Annotated in this window: 6 protein-coding genes; 5 read left to right on the top strand and 1 reads right to left on the bottom strand. The window is 60.5% G+C overall.

Annotated elements, in window-relative coordinates; genetic code table 11:
- The first annotated feature begins 95 nt into the window (after positions 1-95).
- Positions 96-905: an ABC transporter ATP-binding protein gene (locus C493_RS09430; RefSeq protein WP_049889266.1), complete on the top strand. Its 810-nt coding sequence runs from the start codon at positions 96-98 to the stop codon at positions 903-905.
- 32 nt (positions 906-937) lie between these two features.
- A complete protein-coding gene (locus tag C493_RS09425; protein WP_049889265.1) occupies positions 938-2,572 on the top strand; it encodes a hypothetical protein in 1,635 nt (544 codons plus the stop codon).
- 24 nt (positions 2,573-2,596) lie between these two features.
- On the opposite strand, the gene C493_RS09420 is transcribed toward C493_RS09425, so the two are convergent.
- Complete coding sequence (locus tag C493_RS09420; RefSeq protein ID WP_049889264.1) at positions 2,597-4,456, bottom strand: alpha/beta fold hydrolase; 1,860 nt, start codon at positions 4,454-4,456, stop codon at positions 2,597-2,599.
- Positions 4,457-4,879: 423 nt separating this feature from the next.
- On the opposite strand from C493_RS09420, the gene C493_RS09415 reads away from it, so the two are divergent.
- The 3 genes from C493_RS09415 (at position 4,880) to C493_RS09405 (ending at position 8,242) form a co-directional block, all read left to right on the top strand.
- Positions 4,880-5,254 (top strand): hypothetical protein, encoded by a 375-nt coding sequence (locus C493_RS09415; RefSeq protein ID WP_007259196.1) that lies wholly within the window; start codon positions 4,880-4,882, stop codon positions 5,252-5,254.
- 176 nt (positions 5,255-5,430) lie between these two features.
- A complete protein-coding gene (locus C493_RS09410; RefSeq protein ID WP_007259195.1) occupies positions 5,431-7,116 on the top strand; it encodes a PEP/pyruvate-binding domain-containing protein in 1,686 nt (561 codons plus the stop codon).
- A gap of 352 nt (positions 7,117-7,468) precedes the next feature.
- A complete protein-coding gene (locus C493_RS09405) occupies positions 7,469-8,242 on the top strand; it encodes an SDR family oxidoreductase (protein ID WP_049889263.1) in 774 nt (257 codons plus the stop codon).
- The last annotated feature ends 337 nt before the right edge of the window (positions 8,243-8,579 follow it).

Raw genomic sequence — 8,579 nt, 5'->3', positions numbered from 1 at the left:
GATTGGCAGCCTTGCGTGGATAGATTCCCAAGTGACGGCGCGTATCCACGCCGTAAACGACGTGGTATTGCGCCTGTTCAGTATATAAGACGGAAATTAGACCGGAGGGGAACGGGGAACCCACGAAGGCGATCGAGACAATCGGGCTGACGAAACACTACGGGGACGTAGTCGCGGTAGAGAACCTGGACGTGACCGTCCCACAGGGGGAAGTGTACGGTTTTCTCGGGCCGAACGGGTCGGGAAAGTCGACCACGATGGGAATGTTGACGACGCTCGTTCGGCCGACAGCCGGAACTGCTCGAATCATGGGAACCGACGTCACGAACAGAAACGAGGTGATCCGACACATCGGCTATCTTCCGGACAAACTGCCGCTTTTCGAGGAGCTAACTGCCCGGGAACAACTCGGGTATCTCGCAGCGCTCAACGACATTCCGCGTGCGGTTGCGACGGAGCGCGCCGAGGCGTATCTTGAGCGGTTCGATCTCGTCGAGAAGGCGGATCACCGCATCGGAACCTATTCGAAGGGGATGCGCCAGAAACTCGGAATTATCCAGACGCTGCTGAAGGAGCCACCGGTGTTGTTGCTCGACGAACCGACGAGCGGTCTGGACCCACGCGCTGCTCGGACGGTCAAAGACATCATTGCGGAACTGGCTGACGGCGACACCACGATTTTCCTCACGACCCACATTCTCTCGGTCGTGGACGAACTCGCCGACACCGTCGGCGTCATCCACAACGGCCGTCTGGTAACGGAAGGTCCGATCGAACGACTCAAACGGCGCGCAGAGAGCGGCGACGAACGGACTCTCGAAGAGGTGTTCCTCTCCGTGACTGCAGACCACGCTTCCGAGTGGGAGCGGACGGAAACCGACGTGTCGGACGCTGCCGAACCATGAGCTGGGTACGTCACAGTCTCGTCGTGGCCCATTTGGACGTTACACGCGTCACTCGCAAGACGCTGGACCGGTCGCAACTGTGGTCGATCGTCGTCTACGTCTCCATGGTCGGACTCGCGACCTTCGGGGGTGGCTACCTCGCCTACCGCGCGGGGACGGAACTCCGAACGGGCGGTCCCTTCGTCGAGATCGCGACGATGCCCGATCTCCGTGGACTGGTCGCCGTTTTCTGGCTGGTGATCGTACTCGGCGCGTTCGTCGTCAGAAGCGTCGGTCTCCGGGGCTCGGTCGACGCCACTGGCGGGTTGCTCGCCGAGGCTTCGACGCGGACCGTCGTCGTGGGGCTGGTTCTCGCCGATTTCGTCTACGGGCTCGTCTGGTTCGGGCCACCCGCCGTGGCGATTGGCATCGGCTTCGCAGTTGGAACGGGGAATCTGGCAGCAGTCGCGTTCGTCCCTCTCGGCGCGATCGCGTTCGTCGTGAGTACCGTCACCGTCGGAACGCCTGTGGGAATCGCGCTTCGCCACGTCGTTAGCCGGTACGCCTTCGTTGCCCGGTTCAAGAACGTGCTCATCCTCCTGATCATCGGCGGCTACATGATCGCGATAATGACGGGCCAGCTGAACGAACTCATGGGATGGTTAGTCGATCCGATGTCGCGTTCGCCGATGGGCTGGCTTGCGGACCTGTCGCTTCTGGGGACGCCGGACCTCGAGGAGAGTGTGACTAACGCCATACTGGCGGTCGGTCTGACGGTGCTGGTCGTTCCTATCGGCCTCGCCGTGACGACGTGGCTGGCCAGCATCCACTGGTTTACCGATCCAGTCTCCGCCGAACCGGACGACCACGTCGTCGAGCCGACGGCGGCGGTCGTCGGCTCCGAACCCGGTCCAGTCGAGGGTGTCCTCGAACGACTGTTCGGGCGGCCGACGGCCGCGCTGGTCGTGCTCGCCTACCGGCGGACCGCTCGGGCTCCGATGAAACTGCTGTACGCAGTGATGCCGCTCCTGTTGCTCTCGGGAACCGTCCCGCTCATCATCGAGTTGGGTGAAATACCCCGGTTCCTCGTGGTTCCCCTGTTGCTTGCTATCGTGTGGGGTGCGGGGATGCTGTTCGTATTGAATCCGCTCGGCGATCAGGGGAGCGTCCTGCCGGCAACGCTGCTCACCACCGTCTCTGGCCGTGAGTTCGTCGGAGCTCACGTAGTCGCGAGTCTCGCCATCGCATTGCCCGTCGGTATCGTCGTCACGGCTCTGGCGGCGGCTTTCAGTCCCTTACCGACGGCGACGTCGCTCGCTCTCGTCGTCGCCAGTCCGGGTATCATCCTCCTGGGTAGTGTCGTCGCAATCGGATTCGGGATGGCGTTTCCACGGTTTAGCAGCGTGAACATCACGCAATCGACGAAGGCCGTCGTGCCGAGCAAACTGGCGTTCCTCTTCTATACCGTGTACCTTCTCCTGACGACAGTCGCCGGTGCAGTCGTGTACGACGAGGGGATCGGTGAACTAGTGGCGGCTCTCCTCTCCGCTATTCTCCCGTTTGGACTCGTGGTCTCGAGTAGCACGCTCTATGGAACCTCGGTCGTCGCGCTGGTGCCACTCGTGGTGCTCCCGTTTGTGGGTGGCGTGTATGCGGTTCGCCGATTCGAGGCCTACACATTGGACTGAAACGTCTGTTCCGTCGGAGTGGCGCTATCTCTTCGTTCGTCGTTCCAGAAACGAGGAGAGGAGTTCGGTGAACGCCGTCGGATTATCGTGATTCGCAATGTGTCCCGCATCAGGGACCGTCGTGTACACGCTGTCGGGGAGTTTTTCGTTCCACTCTTTCGATTTCTTTCGGAGCGTAGCGTACTCGTGTTCACCGACCACGATTACTTGCGGATGCTCAGTTAGTTCGGGAATTCCCTCTTCTAAGTCCTTGAGGAATTCTCGCTCGAGGGAAACCATATTCTCCTTCCCGGTACGTGCACTCGCTTGTTTTGCGTACTCCTGGGCATCAGGAGTGTGAGCGACCAACCGTCCAAACGTGTCGTATATCAGTTTCTCCGGCAAGAGTTGGAGTACTTTTACGTGCATCCCCATCAGTTTGATCGCGCGTTCCGAGAACCCATCGTGTAACGGGAAGCCCCCGACGTGAACGAGCGCTCGAACGCGGTCGGGGTGATGGGACGCGAGGTACTGATTCAGCAGGCTCCCCATCGACTGGCCGACCAGAACGGCCTGGTCGATTCCTTCGTTGTCCAGTACGTCGAGCAACTTGCGAGCCGAGACGTCGAACCGGACGGGCTCACTCGACTCGGCGGAGTCGCCACACCCGGGGACGTCCCACGAGAGAACCCGATACGACTCCGACAGCGTCGCGGTCTGCTCTCGCCACGTCTCGCGGTCGAGGGCGAATCCGTGCGTGAACACTACGGCGGTCGCCTCTTCGGGACCGCTCACCTCGTAATAGATTCCATCAGATTCACGTTCGGCCGCGGGAGCGGCTCTCGCTTTCGAGCGTAACCGCCGAAGAGCGAGCGCGAGCGCCCCAGTTCCAATCACGGGGGCGACGAGACCGCCCCAGTTCATGGATAGCTCCCGTTTCCCTTCGGGATACAACGGTGTGTCTGGATCGTAGTACGGTGCCAGCTGGTCGATTGCGTTCGTGTCTCCGGTCGACTGATCGACGATGGCTCGCAACTCCTCGAACAGATACGCCATTTCGTCTCTGCCGTCCCGGGCGTGCCCTTCGACCGAGACCTTCGCGTACTCGTTTCGCATGAGCCATCCGATGGCCCAGACGCAGATCGGTTCTGGAACGTACTCGAGGCTCCTGACGACCGGCGGACTGGGGGAGTATCCCGCTTTACGTAATCCTCGAAGCGCCTCCTTCGTCGCACGAACCGAAAGCACCAGCAGATCTCTGGTTTCGCCCAGTTGCTTCATGCGAGTGTCAGCGGCGTACAGCGCGGGGACGAGACCGGACATGAGCAACGCGACGTGGTATTTCAGCCACTCGTCCATGTCCGTTCGGATCTCGACGTCGTACCCTCGCATGTCCGAAAGCACTGCAGCCACCGCTCGAGTCCTGGGGCGAATCGTTCCATCGACCTCCCCGATCGGAACGGTGTATTCACTGTCCTCGTTGATCGGGAGCACGCGCATGACGTGTCCGTCTCGTTTCCCACCGGGGTACGGAAAGCCCAGCATCACGCGCTCTTTCCCGAGTACTCGGACCACTTCGTCAGGCCCGTTGACGGCGTTCCCCATGAAGCAGAACGTCGGGACGTGCTCGTTTTCCGCCAACGTGTCCAGAATCTGTACGGCTTGGTGTTCTCCCATGACGACCAGGACGAGATCGTAGTCGTCGTCCGGCTCCAGAGAGTCGACCACATCGACGTGAGCGACTTCCTCCTCGTCAGCGCCTTCTTGCTGAATAACGATTCCGTGTTCTTTCAGATCCGCCAGTCGTTGCCCCCTGGCGAGCAGCGAGACGTCGTGTCCCGCCTCGTGGAGCCGCGCCGCTTTCAAGCTGCCTAACGGCCCTGCACCGAATACCAGAATCTTCATTCGGACCGACCCCAGCCGTTGCAGTTCCGTCGATCGTCCCAGCCTTTCTGCGGTCTGCGTTGGTGACCTCGACGAGATCGGCGTTCGGTTGTCGTGCCCATACTACAGGTAACGTGCCACATTCAATATAGGGGAGGGTCGATTCTTCAGGTACGGGAGGCGAGTACCGGCTGAGGGCAGTGTCTCGATTGGACGTTCTGGCAGGGCGGTTCAGCCAGTGGCAGTCGCTGGCCGAGACGCTTCTGAGACCGCGCTGACCGCAGGCGGTCGGGTAGTGCGCTAGACGCCCGGACACCTGCTGAGAGAACGCTGAGAGAGCGGTGTCTCTCACCCGCTGTTTTACAGTTCCAGACGTGATCGGGGTAGATCACTGACTCCCGGAGCCGCGAAACGGAGCGAACAGTTCGAACGTGGTGAAGTCCGATGGACAGGAACCTCACGTACCTCGCAGCAATCGCAGTCGTGATCCACGGCATCATTCACTTCCTCGGGATCGGGGTATACTTCGAACTCCTCGAGATGGCCGACCTCCCGTATAAAACGACGTTGCTTGGCGGCGTTGTCGACGTGGGAGATGTCGGAATACGGGTTTTTGCCGGGTTGACTGCCGTGGCCGGCGTTGGGTTCGTTGCTTCGGCTGTCGCGTTAGTGACTGGCTGGCGCTACTGGCGAGAACTGCTGCTCGCAGTTACCGTGTTTTCACTGGTTCTCACGGCGCTCGATTGGACCGTTGCTTCCGCGGGCGTTCTGGCGAACCTGGCGATTCTGATCGGTCTGTTCGCGCTGTCACGGTCGTGAAGTCCGCTTTTGCGATTCTCGTTTTTTGGAGACTTCCTCCGCACCGGCCAGAACGCTCGAGCGAGAGCACCCAGGCTATCGATACCGTCCGCGGCCTGCTTCGATAGCGTCCCTGAATGAGACTGTCTGCCGTTTCTCCGAGGAAGTAAAAATACGGAACGGGTCGAAAGAAGCGTATGGCCATCCTCGAGCGTTCCTCCGCTGTACTTTCCCTATCGGACCCGCGGGCCACGAAGACTGAACTCTCCGGCGGAAAGGGAGCAAACCTCGCCAAACTCGTCTCGGCCGGGCTTCCCGTTCCGGACGGGTTCTGTGTGACGACGGCTGTCTACGAAAAACTCGCGGACGACGAGGAGATTTCCGCGATGATCGACGATCTCGAGGCGACGGATCCGACCGATACCGAGATATTGCGGGAGCAAGCCGCTGCACTCCGGGAGATCACCCGTGCGAAAGAACTCCCGGAAGACGTCCAGGCGTCTATCGAGGCCCAGCTAGAACCGGGCGAATCGTACGTTGCCAGATCGAGCGCGACGGCCGAGGACCTCCCGACGGCCTCGTTCGCCGGGCAACATAGCACGGTGCTCGACGTGAGCAGCCTCGAGGACGTTACGGACGCGGTTCTTGAGTGTATGGCGAGTCTGTTTACCGATCGGGCGGTATCGTATCGGGCACGAAACGAGATTCCACACGACGAGGTGTCGATGTGCGTCGTCGTCCAGGAGATGATCGATGCCGACGCCTCCGGCGTGCTGTTCACGGCCGATCCGCTCACTGGAAAGCGGACTGTCGCCTCTATCGACGCCTCGACCGGACTGGGTGAGGCGGTCGTTTCGGGAACGGTGACAGCGGAGAACGTTCGAGTAGACCGAGAATCAGGCGACGTTCTCGAATACCGTGCCGGAGTCAGTGACGACGCTGAAGCCGATCCGGTCGGCGCGAACGAGCCGGCAGTCGACATCGAGAACGGAGACGTACCGGACGCCGAGGAGGACCGAGTGCTCACCGACGAGCAGGTGACGACGCTCGTCGCGTACGGTGAGGGGATCGAACGCTCGTTCGATTCTCCACAGGACATCGAGTGGTCGATCGCCGACGGGCAGTTCTGGAGGCTGCAAACGCGACCGATCACCACGCTCTCTCCACTCCCCGAACCGCGCCTCGTTGACGATGCGCTGTACGTCTACTACAGCTGGAATCATCGGCAGGGAATGACCGAGGTGATGCCGCCGCTCGTGGTCGATTACTGGTCGCGGACGATGGACGTACTGTTCGACCGATTTGGAGCCGATCCCGAGACCGGGCTGTCGAGTGCGACCGCAGGTGGGATGGTGTACATCGACGTCACACCACTCTTGCAATCGGACCGACTCGCACCGTACTTCCTAGAAGGACTCAACGACTTCGACAGGCAGGCGATCGCGCCCCTTGCGGAAATCCGTGAGCGACGCGGTGACGAGTTCGCACAGACATCCGTGCTTCGGGGTACGTCGCTCCCGAAGACGCTTTTGACACTCGGAACGGTAGTTCCCGTCGTCGGGCGGACGCTTGGATCGATCCTCAGCGGGTTGGTGGGGCGCTCCTACGAGGACGTCCCTCGCAGAGCACGACAGTGGGCAGATGCTACAGCGGAGGAGATGATTCGGGAGGTCAGATCGGGAGACTCGGAGGCGGAACGCCTGCGGATCGCGCTCGAGAAAAACGACGAGTTCAGCTGGGAAGCCATGGAGATGGCGTTGAAGCTGTGGAACGTCTACTTCTACAGGGCGGCCCTACGACGGCTCTGCCCCGACGCCGACGACGAGTTCGAGGCCCTCGAGCGCGGATTGCGCGAGAACGTCACCACAGCGATGATGATGTGACCTCACCACATCTGTCGCAGTATGCGGAGACTCTCGCTCACGTTAGTGACGTTCGCACTGACAGGGTGGATGATCGCCGGTGTCGCACACGTACGGAGTCTCCGACCGAGTAACGAAGACGAGAGATCGAGGTGGACGATGAGACGGAACCGGTGTCTTCTGCTGTCGAGCATTTCCATGAACTCGTTCGTCGTGATCGTTCTGTATCGATACGCGAGGAAATTCGCTATCGAAGGGTCTGATAGAGACTAGCATAGATTCTTATGCTTCCTAACGCACAAAAATAATATCTCTCTGAATTATATTTGTCTCCCGCGAAGGTTATGTCCACTCCTGACCTAGAATGTGTGCAATGTCTCCACTACTCATGGATGAGGTAGCAGTTGTAACGGGTGGTTCGAGCGGAAACGGACGGGCAATTGCCCGCCGGTTCGCTTCGGAGGGGGCCGACATCGTCGTCGCAGATATTCAGGAGTCACCCCGGGAGGGTGGGGAACCGACGCACGAACTGATCGAAGCCGAAACGGACGCGAAGGCGACGTTCGTTGAGTGTGACGTCACGAAGGTCGCTGACCTCGAAGCGGCGGTCGAGGCTGCCGAGGAGTTCGGCGGCGTCACCGTAATGGTGAACAACGCGGGCATCTTCCACGGCGAGGAATTCCTCGAAGTCGACGAGGAGGCGTTCGACCGAATGCTGGACATCAACGTAAAAGGTGTCTTTTTCGGCGCGCAAGCGGCGGCAAAGCGGATGGTCGAAGCCGATGGTGGCCGGATCATCAATCTCGCGTCAGTTGCTGGTCTCGCGGGGTCGGGTGAGTTCGTCACTTACTGCGGCACCAAAGGTGCTGTGCGACTGTTCACGTACGCAATGGCGGCGAAGTTGGGGCCCGCTGGCGTTCGGGTGAACGCGATCCATCCGGGGCTGATCGAGACGGCAATGACGACCGACGACTACCCGATCATGGGCACAGATGCCGAAGCGGAGTTCTTGCAGGCGATCCCGTCCCGGCGGGCGGGCCAACCCGAAGACGTTGCGGACGCGGCGCTGTATCTCGCAAGCGATCTCTCGGACTACGTGACCGGTGAATCACTCGTCGTTGACGGCGGAATGACGAACACGCAGTAGGTACCGAACGGCAGTCACAGAGTGAAGTGACTGTTGGACTTTCCTTCATATTGTACCTCCGGTCGCTGCTTACTGTCAATTGTCAGGAACGATGAAACCACTGCGGGAGCCGAAAGAACAGTCGCCGTACTGGACCGGGAAGGCGGAAGGCAAGGGAGGCCAACCCTTGCTGCTGTCGTTTGCCTGGATCCGGTCTGGACTATCCGAATCCCATCGTGAATTGACCGCAGTGACCGCCGGGTCGCCGCTCTGATGACGTGCGCAACGCCGTTCGGTTACCAACGATTCCACCCTCGATGATGATCATCACGTCAACGTCGTCGAATCGGATGGGCCG

The sequence above is a fragment of the Natronolimnohabitans innermongolicus JCM 12255 genome, assembly GCF_000337215.1.
Lineage (GTDB): Archaea > Halobacteriota > Halobacteria > Halobacteriales > Natrialbaceae > Natronolimnohabitans > Natronolimnohabitans innermongolicus.
The sequence above is the reverse complement of the archived record's forward strand: the minus strand, read 5'-3'. Positions and strand labels throughout refer to the sequence as shown.